The organism is Pseudoalteromonas sp. NFXS53 (genome assembly GCF_056629255.1).
Genome location: NZ_JBWVBR010000032.1, coordinates 1 through 23854, shown reverse-complemented (window position 1 = coordinate 23854; position 23854 = coordinate 1). Strand labels below are relative to the sequence as shown.

At 40.7% G+C, this 23854-nt stretch carries 19 protein-coding genes; 8 read left to right on the top strand and 11 right to left on the bottom strand.

Annotated elements, in window-relative coordinates; all coding sequences use genetic code 11:
* Positions 1 to 654: 654 nt before the first annotated feature.
* The 5 genes from AC1HJP_RS20590 to AC1HJP_RS20570 all read left to right on the top strand — a co-directional run bounded on the left by AC1HJP_RS20590 (position 655) and on the right by AC1HJP_RS20570 (position 5654).
* Entirely contained in the window at positions 655 to 1287 is a 633-nt protein-coding gene (locus tag AC1HJP_RS20590; protein WP_480363370.1) for a 2OG-Fe dioxygenase family protein, read from the top strand.
* A gap of 9 nt (positions 1288 to 1296) precedes the next feature.
* The gene (locus AC1HJP_RS20585) at positions 1297 to 2535 is read left to right on the top strand and encodes a cysteine desulfurase-like protein (protein ID WP_480363369.1); all 1239 of its coding nucleotides are present in this window, start codon (positions 1297 to 1299) and stop codon (positions 2533 to 2535) included.
* Positions 2536 to 3031: 496 nt separating this feature from the next.
* The gene (locus AC1HJP_RS20580) at positions 3032 to 4153 is read left to right on the top strand and encodes an ISAs1 family transposase (RefSeq protein WP_480363368.1); all 1122 of its coding nucleotides are present in this window, start codon (positions 3032 to 3034) and stop codon (positions 4151 to 4153) included.
* Positions 4154 to 4384: 231 nt separating this feature from the next.
* Positions 4385 to 5338 (top strand): hypothetical protein, encoded by a 954-nt coding sequence (locus tag AC1HJP_RS20575; RefSeq protein ID WP_480363367.1) that lies wholly within the window; start codon positions 4385 to 4387, stop codon positions 5336 to 5338.
* A 16-nt stretch (positions 5339 to 5354) separates the two neighbouring features.
* Positions 5355 to 5654 carry a hypothetical protein gene (locus tag AC1HJP_RS20570; RefSeq protein WP_480363366.1) on the top strand — a complete coding sequence of 100 codons (300 nt, stop codon included), beginning with the start codon at positions 5355 to 5357 and terminating at the stop codon, positions 5652 to 5654.
* Positions 5655 to 5663: 9 nt separating this feature from the next.
* On the opposite strand, the gene AC1HJP_RS20565 is transcribed toward AC1HJP_RS20570, so the two are convergent.
* From AC1HJP_RS20565 to glnA, 5 genes are all read right to left on the bottom strand, one after another.
* Positions 5664 to 6122 carry a cyclic nucleotide-binding domain-containing protein gene (locus AC1HJP_RS20565; protein WP_480363365.1) on the bottom strand — a complete coding sequence of 153 codons (459 nt, stop codon included), beginning with the start codon at positions 6120 to 6122 and terminating at the stop codon, positions 5664 to 5666.
* Positions 6123 to 6142: 20 nt separating this feature from the next.
* Complete coding sequence (gene ntrC, locus AC1HJP_RS20560) at positions 6143 to 7543, bottom strand: nitrogen regulation protein NR(I) (protein WP_480363364.1); 1401 nt, start codon at positions 7541 to 7543, stop codon at positions 6143 to 6145.
* Positions 7540 to 8622 carry a nitrogen regulation protein NR(II) gene (gene glnL / locus AC1HJP_RS20555; RefSeq protein WP_390449547.1) on the bottom strand — a complete coding sequence of 361 codons (1083 nt, stop codon included), beginning with the start codon at positions 8620 to 8622 and terminating at the stop codon, positions 7540 to 7542. Before glnL ends, ntrC begins: the two co-directional genes overlap by 4 nt.
* A 68-nt stretch (positions 8623 to 8690) precedes the next feature.
* Entirely contained in the window at positions 8691 to 9200 is a 510-nt protein-coding gene (locus tag AC1HJP_RS20550; RefSeq protein ID WP_480363363.1) for a DUF4124 domain-containing protein, read from the bottom strand.
* A 368-nt stretch (positions 9201 to 9568) separates the two neighbouring features.
* Complete coding sequence (glnA, locus tag AC1HJP_RS20545) at positions 9569 to 10975, bottom strand: glutamate--ammonia ligase (protein ID WP_480363362.1); 1407 nt, start codon at positions 10973 to 10975, stop codon at positions 9569 to 9571.
* 566 nt (positions 10976 to 11541) lie between these two features.
* Between glnA and typA the strand changes: the two genes are divergently transcribed.
* Positions 11542 to 13365, top strand: coding sequence for a translational GTPase TypA (gene typA, locus AC1HJP_RS20540; RefSeq protein WP_480363361.1), 1824 nt, complete (start codon positions 11542 to 11544; stop codon positions 13363 to 13365).
* A 94-nt stretch (positions 13366 to 13459) separates the two neighbouring features.
* Here typA and AC1HJP_RS20535 read toward each other — a convergent pair whose 3' ends face one another.
* The 5 genes from AC1HJP_RS20535 to AC1HJP_RS20515 all read right to left on the bottom strand — a co-directional run bounded on the left by AC1HJP_RS20535 (position 13460) and on the right by AC1HJP_RS20515 (position 20742).
* Positions 13460 to 14308, bottom strand: a complete 849-nt coding sequence (locus tag AC1HJP_RS20535; RefSeq protein ID WP_480363360.1) for a CZB domain-containing protein — start codon at positions 14306 to 14308, stop codon at positions 13460 to 13462.
* A gap of 43 nt (positions 14309 to 14351) precedes the next feature.
* Positions 14352 to 15392 (bottom strand): ABC transporter substrate-binding protein, encoded by a 1041-nt coding sequence (locus AC1HJP_RS20530; protein WP_480363359.1) that lies wholly within the window; start codon positions 15390 to 15392, stop codon positions 14352 to 14354.
* Positions 15393 to 15438: 46 nt separating this feature from the next.
* Positions 15439 to 17505 carry a GNAT family N-acetyltransferase gene (locus AC1HJP_RS20525; RefSeq protein WP_480363358.1) on the bottom strand — a complete coding sequence of 689 codons (2067 nt, stop codon included), beginning with the start codon at positions 17503 to 17505 and terminating at the stop codon, positions 15439 to 15441.
* Positions 17483 to 19648, bottom strand: a complete 2166-nt coding sequence (gene uvrD, locus AC1HJP_RS20520) for a DNA helicase II (RefSeq protein ID WP_480363357.1) — start codon at positions 19646 to 19648, stop codon at positions 17483 to 17485. Before uvrD ends, AC1HJP_RS20525 begins: the two co-directional genes overlap by 23 nt.
* A gap of 149 nt (positions 19649 to 19797) precedes the next feature.
* Positions 19798 to 20742 carry a chemotaxis protein CheV gene (locus tag AC1HJP_RS20515; protein ID WP_480363356.1) on the bottom strand — a complete coding sequence of 315 codons (945 nt, stop codon included), beginning with the start codon at positions 20740 to 20742 and terminating at the stop codon, positions 19798 to 19800.
* A gap of 174 nt (positions 20743 to 20916) precedes the next feature.
* Between AC1HJP_RS20515 and AC1HJP_RS20510 the strand changes: the two genes are divergently transcribed.
* Entirely contained in the window at positions 20917 to 21981 is a 1065-nt protein-coding gene (locus AC1HJP_RS20510) for a potassium channel family protein (RefSeq protein ID WP_480363355.1), read from the top strand.
* Between the two features lie 57 nt (positions 21982 to 22038).
* Here AC1HJP_RS20510 and AC1HJP_RS20505 read toward each other — a convergent pair whose 3' ends face one another.
* Positions 22039 to 22503 carry an EVE domain-containing protein gene (locus AC1HJP_RS20505; protein ID WP_480363354.1) on the bottom strand — a complete coding sequence of 155 codons (465 nt, stop codon included), beginning with the start codon at positions 22501 to 22503 and terminating at the stop codon, positions 22039 to 22041.
* Positions 22504 to 22627: 124 nt separating this feature from the next.
* Between AC1HJP_RS20505 and tesB the strand changes: the two genes are divergently transcribed.
* Positions 22628 to 23491, top strand: coding sequence for an acyl-CoA thioesterase II (gene tesB, locus AC1HJP_RS20500; RefSeq protein ID WP_480363353.1), 864 nt, complete (start codon positions 22628 to 22630; stop codon positions 23489 to 23491).
* Positions 23492 to 23854 lie beyond the last annotated feature (363 nt).

The window sequence follows — 23854 nt, the reverse complement described above, 5'->3', positions numbered from 1 at the left end:
TTTTTAACTTTCGTCTTTTTCGTCGGGCTCGCTCTTATAATTCACAAAGGTCATCGGTTCAAATCCGGCTCCCGCAACCAACTTTCTTACCTTAAAAATCTTTTTATTAAATCCCCTTATCAGATTAGTTTTTTGGTTCAAATACAATTTTTAACTTTCGTCAGTTTCGTCGGGCTCGCTCTTATAATTCACAAAGGTCATCGGTTCAAATCCGGCTCCCGTAACCAACTTTCTTACCTTAAAAATCTTTTTATCAAATCCCTTTATTAGATTAGTTTTTAACTCAAATATAATTTTTAACTTTCGTCTGTTTCGTCGGGGTTCTCTATATTAATCTTTATTTGACTTCCAAAGTGATTAATAATTAATTTCGCTTATCGCTTATCGCTTATCGCTTATCGCTTATCGCTTATCGCTTATCGCTTATCGCTTATCGCTTATCGCTTATCGCTTTAACTGAGCTATTTTTGTTCTGGACCGACCAGTTTTGTTGCAAAATTTTTAGCCTTTTCAAAATTAGAAAATTTAGCCTTATAAATTTATAAAATGCATTATCAATGTAATTATTGATGTTTGCGTGTGTAATTTAAATCAATTAACTGCTCGAAATAGATTAAGATCTGCGCCAATTCTATAATCATAAACGAGAGCAACATGACAGCAGTAAACAACCAGAATTTGCTTCAATTACGTTTTATTCAACAGCCCCATATTGATGGTGTAAAACCATTCTTTGATCATCTACCTGATAACCCATATGCAGACGGTGCTTTCCGTAAACGTCGTTATTCGGTATTGAAGTTTGTTGATAATGAAGTAAGCCTTCAGCCAACTAAAGCGTTTGTTCAAGACGACTCAATTAACAACTTTCAGGGTAATATTGAGCGCGTTTATGAGAATTTAGAAACCGATTTAATTAACAGCGATGCATTTAAACATTTACTGACTGAATTCAGAGCGATGACAGGCATTGAAGAGCGCCGTGACATCGAAGTTCATCAGTTCAGAATGTTAGCGATTGAAAGCGACACACCACCTGCACCTGAAGGTGTTCACCAAGATGGTTTTGATCATGTATGTGTATGTGGCGTCTCTCATGAGAATATCGCAGGCGGCGAGTTGTTAGTATACGAGCATAAAGAAGCTGAGCCTTGTTTCAAGATGGAAATCAAAGACGGTTTGTTTGCACTTGTGAATGACCGTGAAGTTTGGCACAACGCCACACCGATGAATAAACTAAATGCCGATGAAGTTGGTTATTTAGATTGCTTCGTGTTTACAGCGTAAGAGGCCATAATGGAACTACAAAAATTGCGTCGTCAGTTCCCTGCACTTATGCAGCAGGTGAATGGTCAATCTCCTATCTTCCTTGATGGTCCGGGTGGCTCGCAAGTACCTCAGTCAGTGTTGAGTGCGATGTCGGCTTATTTGGGTTACTACAACTCAAATTTAGGTGGTGCATTCTTCTCAAGCGATAAAACTGTCAGTTTAATGGACAATGCACGTCAAGCAGTTGCTGATTTATTAAATGCGCCTAGCAAAGAGCAAATCGTGTTTGGCGCGAACATGACGAGTCTAACATTTAGCTTTAGCCGTGCGATATCACGTGACTGGCAAGCGGGTGATGAGGTGATTGTGACCAATGCCGATCACTTCTCAAATGTGTCTTCTTGGCGTCAGGCTACTGAAGATAAAGGCGCACTTGTACACGCTGTAAAAATCAATGAAGCGGATTGCACTCTAGATTTAGAACACTACAAGTCATTGTTAAATGACAAGACTAAGCTAGTTGCAGTGACTTATGCGTCGAACACGACGGGTTCTATTAACGATATTAAACAGATCGTTGAACTTGCGCACCAAGTTGGTGCGTTGGTGTATGTGGATGCGGTTCACTATGCGCCTCATGAGCTTATCGATGTACAAGCGCTTGATTGTGACTTCTTAGCTTGCTCGGCTTACAAGTTCTTTGGCCCGCACGTAGGAATTGTTTATGGTAAGCGCGAACATTTAGAAGGTTTTACGCCATACAAAGTGGAACCTGCAAAAGATGTGATCCCAGGTCGTTGGGAAACGGGCACACAAAGCTTTGAAGGTTTGGCTGGTGTGATTGCTGCCATTGACTATATCGCAAGCTTAAGCGACCTACCAGAAAGCACACCGCGTCGTGAGCGTTTGGCACAAGCATTTGCTAACACCAAAGAACATGAAATGGCATTAAGTGCGTATTTCTTAAAGCGCCTCGCTGATTTTCCTCAGATCCGTTTATTCGGTATTGAAGATGAATCTCGTCTTGCTGAGCGCACACCAACCTTTGCCTTAACATTTGAAGGCTTAGCACCACGTAAAGTGTCTGAGTTCTTAGGCAAGCAACATATGTGCGTGTGGGATGGTAACTTCTATGCTCAAGGCTTATGTGAGCAGCTGGGTGTAATGGATAAGGGTGGTGTTGTTCGTATCGGTTGTATGCACTACAACACCATTGAAGAGCTAGAAAAATTATTCAGTGCGTTTGAAGCGTTGTTGAATCGCTAATCTAGCTTGAAGAAAAAAGGCGCGTGACAATTGTGTCTTGCATGGAAGCATTTGATCTGAATTTTGGATAAGCAACTCGGGCTAAAAGGGAACTAAATATTGTTCCCTGATTGAACGTTCGACATAAAAGTGGTAAGGAAAAGACCTAGAATGAATAAGTTAGTTGAAACCCAATGTGATTTTTATAATTTCTGTCAGTTACTCATCACATAGCGGAGAAGGTTCTGCGCAACTACATCAGGACACTTTTCTTAAGGAGCTTTGTTCATATTTAATTGGCGACAGATCGCTATTTGTTGTAGAAAGGTTCTAAGTTGTAATGGGGCATACAGGTTGTCACATAATATCTCTTATACTCATGATTTTCTGATGTACTTTCAACAACCAAACGTGTTTTAAACTACCGAAAATAGTTCAACAACAGGGCAAGATCATGAACTTTACCTTGACATAAATTTATGAGCTTATACTGTTTTTCAAACTAAGCAGCCTAATTATGTCAGCCAATACATTGTTCGAACACTTCTCTTCCATTGATGACCCACGCCAGCAAGGCAAAGTGCAACATCCATTATTCGATATTCTGTTTCTAACAATCAGTGCCGTAATCGCAGGTTGCCAAGGTTGGGAAGAAATTGAAGTTTTTGCCCATGACAAGCTATCTTGGTTACGTAAATTTATCGCACTATCGAACGGTGTGCCTCGTCACGACACGATTGTAAGAGTTATAAGCCGCATCGATATGACTCAGTTTCAAGCCTGTTTCTCTCAATGGATGCAAAGCTGTAGTGAACTCACAGACGGCAGTGTCGTTGCCATTGATGGAAAAAGGCTAAAAGGCTCTTTAAAACAACCAGATAGAAAAGATGCTATTCACATTGTCAGCGCGTTTGCCTGCGAAAATGGCGTGACGTTAGGTCAATATAAGACCGACTCGAAGTCCAATGAAATCACCGCCATCCCAGAGTTGCCGCAGTTATTAGAGCTAAAAGGTTGCTTAGTGACCATTGATGCAATGGGCTGCCAAAAGGAGATTGCGAAGCAAATTATAGAAAAGGAAGCGGATTATTTGCTGGCGCTCAAAGCCAATCAGGGCAGCTTATTTGAACAAGTTAAAGCGCTGCTACAACCAGAAATATCACGCCAGATAGCGACAGATAGTTTATTAAGTGAAGTAGATTATCAACGAGGTCGAGAAGAATTCAGAGCGGCTGTAGTCTGCCATGATATGGCTCAAATTCCCGCAAGTGCGAGCTGGCCCAATTTACAAAGTGTAGGCGTGATAGTGTCTTACCGTAAAACGGATAACCAACAGCAAGGTGAATTATCATATCGATATTACATCAGCTCAGCGAATTTGAGTGCACAAAGACTAGCTGAAGCCACACGAGCGCATTGGCATATTGAGAACAGTCTTCATTGGTGTTTGGATGTGGCAATGAATGAAGATGACTGCCGTATACGCCGCGACGGTGCAGCAAAAGTGCTTGAAGGTGTAAGGCATATTGCATTGAATTTATTAAAGAAAGAGACATCCTTTAACAAAGGCGTGCGCGCAAAACAGCTAAAAGCAGCTAGAAACGAGTGTTATCTAGAAAAGGTATTAAATGGCAAGTGATTTTTCATGCTCTTGCCCTGAATTTTCACCGACTCTTAAATACGTCATATTCTTTGCTCAAACCTGATTTTGCGCAACAGGATTAAAGTTTTGATCTAAAAAGAAACTTAGCTGCGATATTTAATTTACTTTCTTGTTTTTTATGTTAACTTAATGTTGATATTTGTTTATTTCTAAGGATAGTAAGTTGAATAAATTTATAAATGTTGTTTGTTGTTTGTTGTTTGTTGTTTGTTGTTTGTTGTTTTTTCTCCATCATATTCGAGTGAGTTAATACCAAATGAAGTAATAAAAAAGTCAGTTAAGAATGAAGACTTTCAAGAGGTTTCTTATTTAAATCACAAGATTACTTTGGCGGATTTAAGATTTTGTGGTTTCTATAAAGAGCCGCAGGTAAGCTGTTATAAGCCTGATGATAAAAGTAAATACTTAGTCTTGGCTAAGAAAAAAACTGTATTTAAAATTAAAAGTATAAATCATGGACGGTATGTTTTTGAAGATTTAAATAAGTATGAAGTTCTTTTATTTGATATTCTATTAAGCCAACTTTTAAGAGGTTTTAGTTTAGATCAGGCAGAAGCCGTAAAGAACAGATTTATGCCTATGAATTCCTCAATACTGAATTTAAAGGAAAGTACTAATTCACAAGATTGGTGCTCTGACTCACCTGAGCTGTTCCCCTATTCCTGCCGTAATCATGACTATTGTTATGAGAGTGGTACACCAAAAGGGGTTTGTGATGATATATTTTTTAACAATATGCTTGAAGAAAGTGCTGCATACACTAAGTTTAGTGGGAGTGAACTTAAGTTTGATACAGGGGCGTATTATACCGCAGTATGGGTTTACTATGGCGCAGTTGTACATAGCAAAAAAGCACTGCAAGCTTTTTGTAAATCACCAATTAACTCTAAATTTAGTATTTGTAGGCCTGAATTTAAGGATAGCAATTTTTCTACGGATACCAACTCTCTTGGAGAAGGGGAAAAAGTTACCGACGAACAAGAATTAAAAAAAGCATTAGAGCAATTTTCTTCTCTTGAAGGTCTAGAGAATGGAATTAATGATTTTCTTAACCCTGTTGATTTCAGCTGGACTTGTGAATTGTGGAGATTCCCAGATGGAAATGGTGGGTATTACTACATGGAAAGAGAGTGTATGTATCAGGTTTTACCTAGAAATTAATTTATAAAATTAAACTATGCGTCAAATTGTATTTATACCAATAGCTTGTTTTATAATGATGGTATTCATGATGCGCTATTATCAGTTCTCTTCACCTGTTGTAGGGGCTGGTGATATGCCAGATATGTTTACGCTATCATTTTGGGTTATGGCTTTTATAAATTATTTTTTATATGCAATTGCATATATGAGTGTGCCGATGGTTATGCTGGCACACTATTTTATTACGAGTAATACATATTTAAATTCACAAGTCATGAAATGGCTGTCAGCTATTTCGCTTTGTTTTGCTTGGACAGCTTTTTTCAGTACCTAATTTAATTACCTAAATATTTTCTTCAATATAGTTATTTAGTTTTGCGATTCGCTGGCCCATTCCTTCAATAATTTTATCTTTAATTTTTTCTCTGATCACACTTGGTAGGCGAGTTAATGCTTCGGGCGTTATTGTGAGTAAAATACTGTCGCTGAGCGCTTTTGCATTGGTGCTGTGTTCACGTTTACAAATGAACGCTCCTTCACCTATGAATTCACCCGGACCGACCTTCCCCAATTTGCTTAGCTCTTCTTTTTTAAATATGGCGAGCTCACCACTTAGAATAATAAATAAACGGTTATCTTTATCGAAACGCTTGAAGGCATGCTTGTCTTTTTGAACGAGATATAAATGGCTGAAGGATTCAAGCAATACTTGTCTTTCAGCCAAAGTGAAGTCACTAAAAAATGGCAGGCGATTGATTATTTCTAGCTGTTTAATCAGCGGTACATGTTCTAGTAACTTCATAGATAATATTCAGAATAGTTTTAACTATCCTGAATATTGCGCTCTTTTAGTTTTCGGGTCAATGTATTGCGTCCCCAACCTATGCGAAGTGCGGCATCTTGTTTATGACCGTGGCAGGCATTTAAAGCCGTTTTGATCAGACGGGTTTCAAGTTGCGCTTGAACTGCCGGCCAAATATTCTCTTTGCCGTTTTTAAGCTCTTGGTTCAGCCAAACTTGAAAGGCATCGAGCCAATCACCTTGCGCTTCGGGTTGTACCTGCGTGTGTTGTAACTCGTCGGGTAAGTCGATGTCACCAACCAGTTCGCCAGGTGCCATGACAGTTAACCAGCGGCAGGTGTTTTCTAATTGGCGTACATTCCCCGGCCAGTGATACAACTGCATGGTTTTAATCGCTTCAGCTGAAAGTGTTTTACTCTCGACCTGTAATTCTTTTGCGCTCTTTGCTAAAAAGTGAACGGCTAAACGTTCGATATCTTCAGGGCGTTCTCGCAGAGCGGGTATCTTCAAACGCACGACATTTAGGCGGTGAAATAAATCTTCACGGAATTTACCTTTTTGCACCAAGGTTTCGAGATCTTGGTGTGTCGCCGCGATAATTCGCACATCAACCTTAATGCTTTGATGCCCACCAACACGGTAAAATTCCCCATCAGCCAACACGCGCAATAAACGAGTTTGCACGTCGAGTGGCATATCACCGATTTCATCTAAAAATAACGTACCACCATCTGCCTGCTCAAAGCGGCCGCGACGTATGCTATCAGCGCCAGTGAAGGCGCCTTTTTCATGACCAAACAACTCTGACTCTACAAGATCTTTTGGAATAGCCGCCATGTTGAGTGCGATGAAAGTATTGGCTTTACGCGGGCTGTGATTATGTAATGCGCCTGCAACAAGCTCTTTACCAGTACCTGATTCGCCATTGATCAAAACACTCATACTTGAAGCCGATAATTTACCGATGGCGCGAAATACTTCCTGCATTGCAGGGGCTTCGCCTATGATATCTGGGCTATTTTGTGGTGTGTTTGGTTGCGCTTTGGTTTTGCGGTTTTGCTGCTGAGTTTCGTAAGCACGTTCAACTAGTTGGGTTGCTTCGTTCAGATCAAAGGGCTTTGCCAGATATTCAAATGCCCCTTTTTGAAACGCATTGACCGCTGAATCTAAGTCTGAGTGTGCTGTCATAATGATCACAGGCAGATTCGGATACTGGCTATTAATCTGTTCGAGTAGTGCCATGCCATCGATACCCGGCATACGCACATCAGACACAAGCACTGCAGGTTGGTTGTATTCAAGCGCAGTCAGTACATCTTGGCCATTTGTAAAGCTTTCTGTGGCAAAACCTGCACGAGACAAAGCCTTATCTAAAACGAATCGAATAGATGCATCATCGTCAACTAACCAGACTGATTTCATTCGTGATTCCCCGATGGTTGTGATGTAAATGGCAAATATATATTGAACTCGGTATGACCCGGCCAGCTATCACATTCAATACTGCCACCATGTTGTTCTATCAGTGTTTGTGCAATAGAGAGCCCGAGACCAGAGCCACCCTCTTTATTGGTTACCATAGGGTAAAATAAGGTGTCTTTTAATTGTTCGTCTATACCTGGTCCATTGTCGCTGATTTGAATAAGCAGTGCTTTTTTAACGACATGATCCCCTTGACGAACACGATGTCTGAATCGGGTTTTTAAGGTTATCTCTCCACCTTGTTTGAGCGCTTGCTGTGCGTTACGCACGATGTTTAAGATCACTTGTTGGATCTTAGCTTGGTCAATAACCACATCAGGAATACTCGGATCGTAATCTTTCTTTAAGCTGATGTGTTGACCCTGTTCAAAGCTACATAGTTTGATCACAGACTCTAACAGTTGGTGGATATTGCACGATGTTTTATTAGGGAGCTGGTTAGGGCCTAATAATTTATCTACCAATTCAGTCAGTCTATCTGCTTGCTCTATGATCAGTTGTGCACATTGCTCGCGCTCTTGCTGGCAAGTCTCGTACTGCAATAATTGCGCCGCTCCACGAATTCCGCCCAATGGATTTTTTATTTCATGGGCAAGACCGCGAATGAGTGTGCGTGCAGCATGATATTGGTGCATCTGTTTAGAGGCTTGATCAAATTTTACTTCATCATCAATTTTGCGACATTCAAGCAAAATGTAAGCTTGGTGCTGATGCACAATTTTACGACTATAAATGTTCAGTGTGGCAGAGCGATTATCGATGAACACCACGTCTACTCTGTGTTGCTGGCAATCAACGCCTTCATCTAGCACGTATTGAGAGAGCTTTTCTAGGTCGATACTATGATGATTAAAAATACTGAGTAGAGGTTGATTGAGTAGGCGCTTTAGGCCCAAGCCAAACAGTTCACTACAAGAATTGTTGGCAAATTGAATAGTGTAAGCATCATCAATGACTAAGATGCAAGTTGATAGATTTTGCCAAACGTTTTCGGCAAAAGACGTTAAGGAGTGTACCATGATGGATCAGCTTTCATTGTTATGCACCAATTTGGTGCGTTTTATCATACGCCTACATTTGACTTGCATCAACGATTACTGACACTGGCTTTATGAAGGTAAAATGTGTGCTCTTTGCTTGTCGCAATTTGTGTGCCTTGAGGGTTAAAAACAGCCATTTTTATCTTATGTTCACCTCGTGAGAGTGATTTAAGTACAAATGAAGTGGAAGACTGCTTTGCACCTACAGTATTGCCGTTATGGAAGAGCTGGACGGTAAAGCCTTTATGAAAGCTAGGCAGCACTTGTCCACTGACATAAACGGTACCGGTGTTTTCTCTAATGGTTTGTTCGTGGTTTGGTGAAGTGATATTTGCTTGATAAGAGATTTGCTTTTGGGTGTTTGATGATTGCAGAACATTGGTATTGGTACTTGGCATGACCAATGGCTTATTTAACTTTACTTCTTGCGCGCCTTTTCTGGGGGTGTCTGAGTAGACCCAATTGCCATTTTTATCTTTCCAACGATAAATTTTAGCGTCACTTGGCAGCGAAATCAGTGTCATTAAAATACATAACCCCTTTACCGTCCATTTCATTTTTTTGCCCTAACTCTTATCACACAATGCAATGAATACTTTAGTTGTTTATGAACTGCTTTTCCATAAAAAAGCCCGCTTTCGCGGGCTTGAGAACACATATGATTTAGGTGCGTGTCAGTTACACGCTTGAGTACATTTCGAACTCGTCTCTTATAGTATGAGTTGTCATGTCCTCTAGAATTTAACTACTTAAATTAGCAATTAAACGCTGTAGTACATTTCGAACTCGTCACTTGTAGTATGAGTTGTCATGTCCTCTAGAATTTAACTACTAAGTTAGCAATTAAACGCTGTGATACATTTCAAACTCGTCACTTGTAGTGTGAGTTGTCATGTCCTCTAGAATTTAACTGCTAAGTAAGCAATTAAACGCTGTAGTACATTTCGAACTCAACTGGGTGAGTCGTCATGTTCAGTTTTTCCACTTCTTGTGACTTAAGTTTGATGTATGCATCAATTAAGTCATCAGTGAATACGCCACCTTGGATAAGGAATTCACGGTCAGCATCAAGTGCTGAAAGCGCTTCTTCTAGTGAAGCTGCAACAGTTGGGATTTCAGCCGCTTCTTCTGCAGGTAGGTCATATAAATCTTTGTCCATTGCATCGCCAGGGTGGATCTTGTTCTTGATACCGTCAAGACCAGCCATAAGCATTGCTGAGAACGCTAGGTAAGGGTTTGCTGTTGGGTCTGGGAAACGTACTTCGATACGACGTGCTTTCTCAGAAGGAACAACTGGAATACGGATTGATGCAGAGCGGTTACGTGCAGAGTATGCAAGCATTACTGGTGCTTCGAAGCCTGGTACTAAACGCTTGTAAGAGTTAGTAGACGCGTTAGCGAATGCGTTGATTGCTTTAGCGTGCTTGATAATACCACCGATGTAGTATAGTGCTTCTTCAGAAAGGCCGCCGTACTTGTCACCAGCGAAGATGTTCTGGCCATCTTTACCTAGTGATTGGTGACAGTGCATGCCTGAACCGTTATCACCTACGATTGGCTTAGGCATGAATGTTGCCGTTTTACCATAAAGGTGCGCCATGTTGTGGATAACGTATTTCATTTCTTGAATTTCGTCTGCTTTCAATACCATTGTATTGAAGCGAGTTGCGATTTCGTTTTGACCTGCTGTAGCTACTTCGTGGTGGTGCGCTTCAACAACTTGACCTAGCTCTTCTAGAACTAAACATGTTGCAGAACGCCAATCTTGTGAAGAGTCAACTGGTGCTACTGGGAAGTAACCGCCTTTTACGCCTGGACGGTGACCCGTGTTACCGCCTTCGTAATCTTTGTCAGAGTTCCATGAAGCTTCTTGAGCATCAATTTTGTACATAGAACCAGACATGTCAGTCTTGTACTTAACATCGTCAAATAGGAAGAACTCAGGCTCTGGACCAAATAAAACAGTGTCTGCGATACCAGTTGAACGCATGTATTCTTCTGCACGCTTAGCAACAGAGCGAGGGTCACGCTCGTAACCTTGAAGTGTTGATGGCTCAACAACATCACAACGTACGATTAGTGTTGTTTCTTCTGCAAATGGGTCTAATTTTGCAGAATCAGCATCTGGCATAAGTACCATGTCTGATTCGTTGATGCCTTTCCAACCAGCGATTGAAGAACCATCAAACATTTTACCATCTTCAAAGAAATCTTCGTCAGCTTGGTGATGAGGAATAGAAACGTGTTGTTCTTTACCTTTAGTGTCAGTGAAACGTAGGTCAACAAACTTAACGTCGTTTTCCTTGATAAATTGTAAAACTGTATGAGACATGTGTGTCCTCCAAAACTCGTTGGGTTAGTTATTTTGCTATAACTTTCGTTATTACTGCGCAGCTATAAGCGGGTATTGTGCCAGTTTTTTATCTAAATGAATTTAAAGGTTTTTTGTGTTTTTTAATTTGTGTTGCACCTTGGTGGTGCACCAACATGATCCGCAAATGCACGCTCGTGGTGCAGCTCCAGTATAGTGCATGATGCTTTTTTGCCCAGTTTTTAGTTGCAAAAATATACGCTTTAATTTCATTTCCATGCTGTATTAGCAGCAGGATGGCTGTATTGTCATTTAAATCACATTTATAAAAGGTATTTTGTTGAGATTATTGTATTAAAGCGGACGCTTTTATGGCGTGGTTTATTTCAGCTTCTATACTGAATTGACCCTTTATTCGTCGAATAGTGACGTCAGTTGAAAAAATAATGCTGCATAAACTTTCATCTATGGCGTTATTAGGGGATAATACGCCCCTTTTAAATTCTAGCGGCCTATTTTGGGCTGTGCTACACGATTTGGTGTATAGGATTAACCCACTCTTTCGAGTAATTATCTGAGTTATAAACATGAGCATTGAAAAATTACGTAATATCGCGATTATCGCGCACGTTGACCACGGTAAAACGACCCTAGTAGACAAGCTACTAGAGCAATCGGGCACGTTAGAAACACGTGGCGGTAATGAAGAACGGGTGATGGATTCCAACGACATCGAAAAAGAGCGTGGTATTACCATCCTAGCTAAAAACACCGCGATTGAGTGGAACGATTACCACATCAACATCGTAGACACTCCGGGACACGCTGACTTCGGTGGTGAAGTAGAACGTGTTCTTTCAATGGTTGACTCAGTATTACTACTTGTTGACGCGCAAGAAGGTCCAATGCCGCAAACGCGTTTCGTAACGCAAAAAGCATTCGCACTTGGTCTTAAGCCAATCGTAGTAATCAACAAAATCGACAAGCCAGGCGCACGCCCTGATTGGGTAATGGATCAAGTATTCGATCTATTCGATAACCTAGGTGCAACTGACGAGCAGCTTGATTTCCAAGTTATCTACGCTTCAGCAATTAACGGTTGGGCAACGCTTGACCTAGACGAGCCTTCAGACAACATGCAACCTATGTTTGAAGCGATTGTTGATCAAGTAGAAAAGCCAGACGCAGATCCAGCTGGCGCATTCCAAATGCAGATTTCACAGCTAGACTACAACTCATACATCGGTGTAATCGGTGTTGGTCGTATCAAGCGTGGTACTGTTAAAGTAAACCAACAAGTAACAATTGTTGGTGCTGACGGTTCTACACGTAACGGTAAAGTTGGCCAAGTACTGACTTACTTAGGTCTTGATCGTCACGAAGCGCAAGAAGCGCAAGCGGGTGACATCATTGCCATCACAGGTTTAGGTGAGCTTAAGATTTCAGACACTGTATGTGATGTAAACACAGTTGAAGCACTTCCTGCACTGTCTGTTGATGAGCCAACAGTAACAATGACGTTCTCTGTAAATACGTCACCGTTCTCTGGTCAAGAAGGTAAATTCGTAACTTCACGTAACATCCTTGAGCGACTTCAAGCTGAACTTGTTCACAACGTAGCACTACGTGTTGAAGAAACTGACAACCCAGATAGCTTCCGTGTATCTGGTCGTGGTGAACTTCACTTAGGTATCTTAATTGAGAACATGCGTCGTGAAGGTTACGAGCTAGCTGTATCACGTCCAGAAGTAATTCTTCGTGAAGTAGATGGTCAATTAGAAGAACCATATGAAACAGTAACCGTTGACGTTGAAGAAGAGAACCAAGGTGCGATCATGGAACAGCTTGGCCTTCGTAAAGCTGAAATGACTGACATGGCACCAGATGGTAAAGGCCGTATTCGTATGGACTTCATGATGCCTTCACGTGGTCTAATCGGTTTCCAAACTGACTTCATGACACTAACATCTGGTTCTGGTCTTATGTACCACACGTTCGATCACTACGGTCCACACAAAGGCGGTAACATTGGTCAACGTAAGAACGGTGTACTTATCGCAAATGCTGCAGGTAAAGCACTGACTAACGCACTATTCAACCTACAAGACCGTGGTAAGCTATTCATCGGTCACGGTGTTGAAGTTTACGAAGGTATGATCATCGGTATTCACGCGCGTGATAACGACCTAACTGTGAACGCGCTTAAAGGTAAGCAGCTTACTAACGTTCGTGCATCTGGTACTGATGAAGCGCAAAACCTTGTGCCACCAATCGTTATGACACTTGAGCAAGCACTTGAGTTCATTGATGATGATGAGCTAGTAGAAGTAACACCAGAAAGCATCCGTATCCGTAAGAAACTACTTACTGAAAGCGAGCGTAAGCGCGCGAGCCGTGAAGCTAAGAAGTAATCTTTTACGAGATCTAAAAAAACCGCTCAATTGAGCGGTTTTTTTGTAGCTAAATAAAGCAAACTACTTAGGGGTATTGCTCTTTGGCTTTGAATTAAAACAAACCATAGCTTTCGGTTTCTTCAGGCTCATAGCTTTGTAAATGTTCAGGTCTAAAAATCGCACTAGGATCGATTAATACGCTATGTGTATCATCACGTTTAATTAAACCTTTCATCATTTGCTTAGTTTGCGGATCGATATCAAAACCGATATTGGTGATCTCATGAAGTGGTTTGATCTCACTTTCATCACAGTGAATATTGTCTTGTACTTGATCTACCAATAAGCCGATATGCGGCTTTTGGCCATCTAAGGTTGTGAAAACTATAATAGGTTTATGATCGAGCGTGATTTGATCTCTTGCTGACTCAAATAATCGTATCAGTTTTTGGTAAGTCGTAGTGCGCTCTTTCTCGAGTATTCTTACTGCTTGTTCTTTTTCGCCTTTGGCACACATATCTAATAAGGTGCTTGAAAGATTGTGTAATTTTGTATGTGGCTCTTCAAAGCGTGCAAGTAAAGCTTTTAAGTCTTCATTATCGGTTTTAAAGCTGTAAAACCACTTTCCAAATTCACATTGTCTAGGATCTCGTGCTTTGGTGAAAGCGACACCTTCATGAATGCTGTGTTCAAGTGCCACTAACCAAGCTTTATGATCTTGTTCACGATCATGAAGTAGTTTTACGAGTGCTTGATTTACTTCTGAGGAAGATTGGTTATTTAAGATTAAGCCAAGATCAAAAATAGGCGTTGGGGTGCCCATGTAATCTTTGACCCCTAAGAAGCTTGGGTTGCCGTTTGGCAATGAGGTTAGGTTTCCTTCATAGCGCTCGGTCAGCAATATGTCTAAGATCTTTAAAGAAATTGTTTTTTGCCCAACACGAAAGTTAATTAAATCCATGTCTGCCTCATCATGCTTATAAGTATGACTAATGATAGATCAATTACGAATGATATGAACGGAAAATTGGTAATTTCTTTTGCTTTGGTTTGATCTTAAATAAATGACGTAATTCATCATCTTGGTTGATCACATTGCTTAAGGCATTGAGGACACAGCTAGAATTAAATGGTAAAGGACACATTTTTGCAGCACGACTAAACACTAATGCGTTGAGATACCCCTCAAAGATCGCGTGCGTAATAGGTAAAGAATGTGTGTTTAACGTTGCTCTGAATTGCTCACAAATTTTACCCTTACAAGAGACTGGGTTTGGCACCACTTCTGTGATCATTAATTGACTTGGTTGAGTCAGCTTGCTTAATAGATCTTCGCTGGAGGCAAATGATACAGTGGTGAAAGCGAATTGCTTATTTTGCTTTTGTGATAATAGGATGAATTGCGATAACGGCTCATAAGTGCCTACCATAGCAACTGCAGTGGCTTCACTGTTGCCAATTAGTTTGAGTGCTTTCTCAACTTCATTGGTATTTCTACGAAATCGGCCGACTACCTGAGGTTTTAACCCCCTCATTCTTAGTGCCGCAGTGAGGCTTTTTTGTAATGTAATACCAAATTCGTCAGCTTGTATGAGCAATGCAATTTTTGAATGACCTAGCTCATCAACTAAGTAACTGATTTGTTCTTTTGCCTCATCAAGGTAGCTAGCTCTTAAGTTAAACACTTTGAATGCGGGTTTTTCCCTTAAAAATGCAGCACCCGTATAGGGCATAAGCAAAGGTATTTGCGTGTGCTCTAACATGGATTTTATGGCAGTTGTGGTTGGGGTACCCATATAGCCAAATAAAGCATGTACTTTTTTATCGTAAATAAAAAAGCGTGTGTTGTTAACGGTATGGTTTGGTTCATAGCCATCATCTCTCACATCGAGTTCGATAAGCGCGCCATGAATTCCACCTTGTTTGTTGAGTTGCTCAAAGTAAATTCTAGATCCCGAGGCAAGTTGTTTGCCTATTTCACTGGCAGGTCCAGTTAATGCTACCGACATACCTAGCTTTATATCGAGTTGCGATCCAGAGGCCATAAGCTGACTTGCCCACAGTAGGCAAGAAGTAAGCAAGATTGAGGGCTTAAATTTGAGCATAAATTTCTGCAACTAGATTAAATAAACATAGGTTTAGTTGTTTTTTTGAGTCAATGCATAACTCTTTCTGAACTAACTCTTTTTTATTACCTTGTAATACTAGCTTAATTAGTAGTCGATGGGAAATAGCCGAAAGGTTGTATAATAGTTGTGGATTCTGTGACACTATTTGCCAAATCAAGGCTAAGCCTTGTTCGATATGCGCAGGTTGGTCGAGTAATATTTTTAACTGTTGTTTATGCTCAGCCGAGATGAATGAGTTGCCAGATGTTGGTTTCATTAACTGACTGACAAGTGTGTCATCTAGCATTTGATACTGCGTGATCAATTGATAAGTAAATTGCTGAGAAAAGCGCACTCGCAACTGATGCTGTTCTTCAGACAGATCTTTATTATTCTTTAATACAATTGCAGAATACTCGCCGCTAGCTTTGTCTTGTTTAAAGCCTAATTTTACAATGTGATACTCGTTCTCTTGCCAGAACTTTAATAACTGTGCGGTGCAGCCAAAGCTACTACCAAAGTAGTCGACCCCATCTTGAAGTTGCTGCTCAGTGTAATTCAATAACTGTTGACCTAGCTTTTGACCTTGAAACTCTGGCGCTATAGCGATTCTGACAATTCTGGCGGCTTTATGACTCAAAAATGTATCTTGTTGTAGCAAGTGGTAAAGCTGTTGCGGTAGCAAGTGTCCTTTGGGTCGTCTGTTTTGTTGCGCAATCATTGCGACGCTATCTTGATTTAAGCTACCTTCAATGCTGACCAGACAAATGCCAAGCAAATGATTTTGCTGTTTGATTGCAAAAAGTTTGTTAGCAGGTTGGTCGAGCAGTTGCCTTAAGTCATTAACGCTGGTTTGGTAATGAGCGAGCACCAATAATGAAAACGCTTGTCTTAGTAGATGCTCATCGTGAAGTAAATCTTCAGATGTAATATGAGTGAACTCGAACTGCTCAAGTTGCTTAGGCGCATTAAACTCCGCATCGAGCGCGAATAGTTTGTTTATGCTGCTTTCTAACGGGTCACCTTGTTCATATCTAATAGGCGCATTGAGGGTTAATTGCTGATAGGTGGGATAGTGTTTTGCTAAAAAACGTTTGAATCTTAACGTATAGCCTCGACCATTACCTTCATAGCCTACTAAAGTCGATGCAAATACACAGCGCTTAAACTTATCCGCTATTTTGATGAGGGCAGGCACGGGTAAAGCTGCGGCTTCGTCAATAAGAATGATGTCATCGCTGATATTTTCTTGAAGTAACTTATCTGGTGGACAAAAGCGAAGATTAGCGAGTGTTTTCTCATTGCCTGAATACTCAACTCCAAGTGCTTTTGCCAAATGGGAAAAACTACTTTTTACTGCTTGATATTGACGTGCACATATCACAAATGATTGCTCAGGCATTTTGCTCGCTAATAAACCTAAAGCTGATGATTTACCGCGGCCTCTATCGGCAGTAAGTAAAGTATGTTGCTGTGATTTGGTGAGTAATCTAATGAGCGTTTCAATAACTTCATTTTGCTCACCTAATCTATGGCTAAGCTCTGAAGCTGGTTTTAAATCTGGCAAAGACAGTCTTGCAACGTTTGTTTCAGAAATAATAGAGATAGGTAGCTGAGTAAGTAAGCTCTGCCAGCGCGTTAAAAACGGGCTCGTTGTTAGCGATTGCTGATGATTTTGCCAAGTTGTGATCCCTTCGTCACACCAAGAATTTAATTGCGCAAGTTCAGGTAAGACGAGTGCAAGTATGCCGCCTGCTTTTACTGTGCCACTGAGTGCTGCCAGTTTATTAGGGATAACCCCTGAATAGCCATCGTATATTGCGACTTCGAACTCTTGACCGAGAATTTGATGAAGATGCTCCGGCCATTGCGCTTGATTCAAAGCGGGTTCTTTTGACAGCGCTAAAAAAGAAGTTGTCTTGCTGGTGAGTTTATTTAACTCGGTGGCAGCCCACTTCTGTGAGCCGCAAAACAACACTAACTGACGGTGCTGATTAAAAGTAAGGCGCTCAAATAGCGCCTCTAAATTATATTTTTTCGAGTCTTGCATAAGCGGTGACAAGCCATTTCGTGCCCACATCGTCAAAGTTGACTTGAATTCTAGATTGCGCGCCGTTACCTTCGTAATTTAATACGGTACCAGCACCAAACTTGGCATGTAAAACTCGTTGACCAAGGTTGTAACCGCTATCTTCAAAGGTTGCCAAAGTAATGGTGTTACTGAAGCGGCCTGTACTTGCTGGGCGTGAAACTTGTGTTTTAATACGAATTTCTTCTACACAGTCCTCGGGAATTTCACGTAAGAAGCGCGAAGGACTGTGATGTTTTTCTTGTCCATACAAACGACGGCTTTCGGCATGGCTAATATAGAGTTTATCCATTGCTCGGGTCATACCGACATAACATAAGCGGCGCTCTTCTTCTAAGCGACCCGACTCTTCATGGCTTTGCTGAGAAGGGAACATACCTTCCTCTACACCGACCATAAATACAAGTGGGAATTCTAGACCTTTTGCCGAGTGCAAGGTCATCATTTGCACGGCATCTTCATGTTCATCAGCTTGGCCTTCACCAGCTTCAAGTGACGTGTAGGCTAAAAAACCTTGTAGTGGTGAACTAAAGTCTTCATCAATAGGTGGTTCATATTGACCACAAGCACTGATTAATTCTTCTAAGTTTTCTACTCTAGCGCGACCTTTTTCGCCTTTTTCGGCTTGGTACATTGCCATTAGGCCAGATATTTCAATAGTTTGTTTAGCTTGTTCGCTCAATTCTAGCTCATCGATTTTATCGCTGAGATGTTCGATAAGTTCAACAAATTTAGTGACGGCAGTTGCAGCTCTGCCTGCTAAATGCTTTTGCTCTAGAATTGCTTTTGCGGCGTACCATAATGGCATTGATTCATTGCGTGCACAGTCACGGATATGGCTCAAGGTTTTATCACCAATACCACGTGCTGGGGTGTTGATTACACGTTCAAATGCAGCATCATCCTGGCGGTTGCAGATCAGTCGTAGGTAACATAAAGCATCTTTGATCTCTTGGCGTTCGAAGAAGCGCATACCGCCATAAATGCGATACTTTAAGCCTTCTTGTAACATGGCCTCTTCAAGAATACGTGACTGGGCGTTGTTACGATAAAGAATGGCGCAATCTTGTAAAGCATTCCCCCCATTCAGCCAAGTTTTGATTTTACCTACTACAAACCGGGCTTCATCTAACTCATTAAAGGCGGCATAAATCGAAATTGGCTCGCCTTGGTTGCCATCGGTCCAAAGGCTTTTGCCCATACGTTCGGCGTTGTTTTCAATTAGCGCGTTTGATGCTTTTAGAATGGTTGCTGTAGAACGATAGTTCTGTTCAAGACGAATAGTCTCTGCATCAAAGTCATCTAAAAAGCGTTTGATGTTTTCAATTTTAGCGCCACGCCAGCCGTAAATGCTTTGGTCATCGTCGCCTACGATCATGATATTGCTGTCACCGCCAGCAAGTAGTTTTAACCAGCGATATTGAATGTTGTTGGTATCTTGGAATTCGTCTACCAACATATGACGGAAACGCTGCTGATAATGGCGTAGTAATGTTGGTTGCTGTTGCAGTAACTCAAAGCAGCGTAATAAGATTTCAGCAAAGTCGACTAAACCGGCTCTATCACAGGCTTCTTGATAAGCCGTATAAACGCGCAACATGAGTTGTTCGTTGACATCATAAGCTTGAATATCTTTTGGACGTTGACCTTCATCCTTACGGGCGCTGATATACCAGGCTATCTGCTTTGGCGGCCATTTCTTTTCATCAATATTCATGGCTTTCAAGAGGCGGCGGATCATGCGTACTTGGTCGTCAGTGTCTAAGATCTGAAATGCTTCAGGTAAGTTTGCTTCGCGGTGATGAGCGCGAAGAATTCGGTGAGATAAACCATGGAAAGTCCCGATCCACATACCGCCGACAGGCGATTTAAGTGTTTCTTCAACACGGGTACGCATTTCTTTGGCGGCTTTATTGGTGAAGGTCACAGCAAAAATACTATAAGGAGAGGCGTGCTCCACCTGCATTAACCATGCAATACGATGAACAAGTACTCGCGTTTTGCCTGAGCCAGCGCCAGCTAGCACGAGCATATTCTGCAAAGGAGCAGCTACTGCTTCGCGTTGTTTATCGTTTAAGCCGTCAATTAAATCAGAAACGTCCATTAGGTTACCTTGCCAAATCAGAATGCAGCAAAGTATACCTAGGCTAGCGTCTATTTCCCAGCAAGACACGCATTTTTACTATGCGTAAAAACTTAACTTTCTGAAATATATAAAGAATGAAAATAAATTGAACTGTATAAATAACCAGTTTACTGGCCGATATATTCTTTTAAGCGATTTTGAACTTCTTCAACTAATAAGTCAGGTTGGAACTTAGATAGAAATGCATTACAGCCCACTTTTTCAACCATAGCTTGGTTAAAGCTGCCACTTAATGATGTATTTAGAATGACGTGCAAGTTTTTTAACCTAGCGTCATTCCTAATTTCATAGGTTAAACGGTAACCGTCCATCACGGGCATCTCTGCATCTGTTATGACAGCTAGAATCTCTTTGTTTACATCTAAACCTTGCTCAGCCCAACCTTGGAGAATTTTTAAAGCTTCTAAGCCATCTGTAGCCGGTATGATTTCAATTCCGAGTTGTGCCAGGGTGTCTGCGACTTGGCGTCGAGCCGTAGGCGAGTCATCCGCATGAAGAATTTTCTTACCTTTAAATTCTGGCAAAATAGTCTCGTCTAAAACATTTTCAGATATTGAAATGTCATAAGAAATTATCTCAGCCAATACTTTCTCAACATCAATAATTTCAACAATATGTTCTTTATCGTCTCGCTGAATTTTGGTCAGTGCAGTTAAATAATGATTCTTACCTACAGAACTCGGAGTAGGCATAATGTCAGACCAAGTGGTATTTACAATTTGATCTACTTTACCGACTAAAAATGCTTGAACTGAGCGGTTATATTCGGTGATCACTAGATTACAATCTTCATCTCTTGGGCATTCGGGCATATTGATTGCCCTTCTTAAGTCAATAACTGGTATTGATTCGCCTCGAATAGTCGTAACACCACATACTTTCGGATGCGCATTTGGCATGATGTTTAGGTGTGGCAGCTTTACTACTTCTTTTACTTTGAAGACATTTAAAGCAAACAAATGGCGGCTATGTAAGTGAAATAACAACAACTCAAGTCGGTTTTCACCCACAAGTTGAGTTCTTTGGTCCACAGAAGCTAAAACACCAGCCATGTCGTTATCCTTTAGAAGAAGATAAATTCAGTATACCTAACACGAGGTAGAAATCTAATAAACCTAAAATGAGATCACCTATAAGTCTATCCTAGATTTATTCAAAGTGGTATTTGCAAGCAAATAGATATCGCGTATTGTGAACAAAAATCATTAAATTCAATTATTTTAGCTATGCCTCTGTATTTTAAAAAACTAGCCATGCTCTTGAGAGCACATATAGATAAAGCTAGTTGGCAGTTATTAATGGCAGTAACAGTGTTGCACATAGCTGCGACTTGGTTACTTCTTCTTGCTGCAAACGAAACTGAGCTATTAGGGCTCAATACCTATTTTTATTATTATGTTGTTACCACCTCAACGGTAGGTTATGGCGACATGAGTGCCGTAACATCTATGGGTCGTTGGGTCGTGGCACTATTTCAAATTCCATTTGGTTTAGCATTATTTGGTGTTTTGCTTGGCAAAGTCGGGCAGTTAGTTACATTTTGGGTAAAAAGAGCAATGACGGGAAATAAAAACTTAGCACACTTAACAGATCACATCGTTATTTTTGGCTGGCATGAGCAGAGAACAAAAAAGATTGTTGATTACATACTGGCCGACAATAAAAGAAAAGACCGACAAATCATTCTAGCCGTTAATGATCTTGAAGAGCACCCTCTAGCTAACTATTCTGAAGTTGAATTTGCCCATCTGACGAGTTTTACAGATGAAAAAGAATTGGATCGTATTGCAATTTCTCAAGCTGATAAAATTATCATAGATGGTAAAGATGACGATCAGACTTTCACAACAGCGTTAATGATAAGTCCGTTAATAAAAGAAGCGGCACATATAAGTGCACATTTTGTTGATGAGAGTAAAGTCAGCTTGCTTCGAACTCATTGTAAGAATGTTGAGTGTTCTAGTACAAAGTCGGCTGAGATCTTAGTACGCGCGATGCAAGATCCTGGTTCGAGTCGAGTGCAAGAGGAATTACTTTCAACTTTACATGGCGACACTCAATTCAGTGTGCAGTTACCTGGCAATATTGCAGCACTTCCTTTCTCAGCTTTCTTTCATTACTTCAAAGAAAAACACGATGCAATTATTTTGGGAGTTGCCCACGATCTAAATGCATTTAATATGGACTTAAATCCGCCTCTGCATTATCAAATTAAAGGCGGTGATATTCTTCACTATATTTCACCTGAGCGTATTTTACCGTCAGAAGTAAAGTGGTCAGAAATCAAATAGTATTTTTGAAGTCGTAATAATAGTAATTGTTTTGCGGTAGATAATAGCGAGCAACTATCATTGCTCGCTATTATGGTAATGTTTTAATAATAAGAACTCTACCTCAGTGACGGGCATAATGGATAACCGGCCAGCTTTTTTGAGGGGTAAGTCGATAATTCTAGGATCTGCCTTAATCTGTTTCAGAGAGATGGGCCTTAACTTTTCTCTAAATTGAACAGTGACACCAAACCATTTTGGGGAGTCTGGCTTAGATTTTTCATCAAAGTAATCACTGCTTGGATCGAATTGGTGGGGATCAGGGTGTGCTTCTTCTATCACCTCTGCGATCCCGACAATTGCAGGCACTTTACAGCTGGAGTGATAAATAAAGATCTGATCTCCGAGTTTGACATCATCTCTCAGAAAGTTTCGTGCCTGATAGTTTCTTACACCTTCCCAAAAAGTGCTTTGCTCTTGTGCATTCTTTAAATCATCAATAGAAAATGCATCGGGTTCTGTTTTGAATAACCAATAAGCCATAAAAATCTTCAGATAGTGTTTTTTAATATTGTTGATGAAATGACAAAGCTGAGCAAGGTAAATACACAATAAACAGATACGTGTAGTATGATTAAAACGTTATGTTGTTTGAGGGTAATGAGTTATGAGTCAGGTATTAGAGAATTTACTGTCACTTCTTTCATTAGAAGAAATTGAACAAGGGATCTATCGAGGGCAAAGCCAAGATTTAGGTTTTCCACAAGTCTTCGGTGGTCAGGTAATGGGACAAGCCCTATCGGCAGCCAAATATACGTTACCAGCAGATCGTTATGTTAATTCTTTACACTCATACTTTTTACGTCCGGGTGATGCCAGCAAACCAATTGTTTATGATGTTGAAACTATCAGAGATGGGAGAAGCTTCAGTACACGACGTGTCTGTGCAATCCAATATGGTAAACCCATCTTTTATATGACAGCCTCTTTTCAGGGGGATGAAGAAGGATTATCTCATCAAACAGAGATGCCTGATGTGCCAGCACCAGAAACGCTTAAGTCTTCACTTGAGTTTTACCAAGAGCACGCAGATCTAATTCCAGAGCAACTAAGAAATAAATTTACCTGCGAAATGCCTATCGAAATGCGTCCGGTAAACTTTCAAAATCCATTTAAGCCAAAAAGCACTGAAGCAAAAAGACATGTTTGGTTTAGAGCAAATGGCACAATGCCTGATGACAGACGCATACATAACTACTTATTAGCATATGCATCAGACTTTGAGTTTTTGCCAACGGCACTGCAGCCGCACGGGCATTCTTTCTTGCAACCTAATATGCAAGTAGCAACCATAGATCACGCTATGTGGTTCCATCGTCCATTTAGAATGGATGAATGGTTGCTATATAGTGTCGATAGTCCAAGTGCGAGTGGTGGCCGTGGTTTAGTGAGGGGGCAATTCTTTAATAGAAAAGGTGAATTAGTTGCTTCCACCATACAAGAAGGTGTGATGAGACTAAGATCTAACTAGATCTTAGTCTTTAAATGCAAATAACCTGTATTAAATGTTAGCAAAAAGCGACTAAAAATAGGGTTTTGATTTCTTTTTGAGCGGTTGAACACATTTCTGAAAATTAATTGCAAAAAGGGGTTGATCAAAAAAATGATCTCCCTATAATGCGACCCCACTGACACGGGGCGAGACGCTGAAAAGCAAATCAAAGCGATGTCGAGTCAAATGAAACTTAGCTTTAAACTTTCTCTTAAGAAAAAGATTGAAATTAAGTGTTGACATAAAAAGTGAAGTCGTTATTATAGCGCTCCACTTCGCAGCAAGGCTGCGGTAACTAACCAAGCGTTAGTTACACTGTTCTTTAAAAATATGAAGCAATCA